Genomic DNA, 932 nt, shown 5'->3' with positions numbered 1-932 from the left:
GCCGTCCCGGCCGGCACCACATAGGCGACCAGGCGCCGGTCGCCGGGCCGGTCCTCGCGCACCACCACCGCGGCATCCGCCACCCCCGGATGCGCCACCAGCACCGCCTCGATCTCCCCCGGCTCGATCCGGAACCCGCGCACCTTCACCTGCGCATCGGCCCGGCCCACATACTCCAACCGGCCATCCCGCCCCCACCGGCCCAGATCCCCCGACCGATACATCCGCGCCCCCACCCCGGCAAACGGACACGCCACAAACCGCTCCGCGGTCAACCCCGGCCGGCCCAGATAGCCCCGCGCCAGCCCCGGCCCGGCCACATAGATCTCCCCCACCACCCCCGGCGGCACCGGCCGCAACCCCCCATCCAGCACAAACACCCGCAGATCCGCGATCCCCACCCCGATCAGACCCGCCCGCGCCCCGGCCCCCAACGGCGCATACGTCACATGCACCGTCGTCTCGGTGATCCCATACATATTCACCAAACCCGGCCCGGCCCCCACCGCGGCCCGCCCGGCCCACTCCCGCACCCGGGCCACCTCCAGCGCCTCCCCCCCGAAGATCACCCACCGCAGCGCCAGCGCGGGCCCGTCCCAGGCCCGCTCCGCGGCCAGCAACGCGTAAAACGCCGACGGCGTCTGGTTCAGCACCGTCACCCGCTGCGCGGCCAGCACCGCCAAAAACGCCTCCGGAGACCGGCTGACCGCAAACGGCACCACCACCAGCCGGCCCCCGCACAACAACGCCCCCCACAGCTCCCACACCGAAAAGTCGAACGCGCACGAATGAAACAGCGTCCACACATCGGTCTCGTCGAACCCGAACCAGCCCCGGGTCGACTCCACCAACCGGGTCACCGCCGCATGCGCGACCACCACCCCCTTGGGCCGCCCCGTCGACCCCGACGTGAAAATCACATACGCCGGATG

The 932-nt window shown here is 72.3% G+C and carries 1 protein-coding gene; it reads right to left on the bottom strand.

Annotation, left to right across the window (positions count from 1 at the left end):
- Nucleotides 1–881 (bottom strand): AMP-binding protein (locus ABD841_RS40520; protein ID WP_344982401.1); only part of this gene is annotated, 881 nt, incomplete at its 3' end.
- Nucleotides 882–932: the final 51 nt, after the last annotated feature.

Source organism: Streptosporangium fragile, assembly GCF_039534445.1.
GTDB lineage: Bacteria > Actinomycetota > Actinomycetes > Streptosporangiales > Streptosporangiaceae > Streptosporangium > Streptosporangium fragile.
The sequence above is the reverse complement of the archived record's forward strand: the minus strand, read 5'-3'. Positions and strand labels throughout refer to the sequence as shown.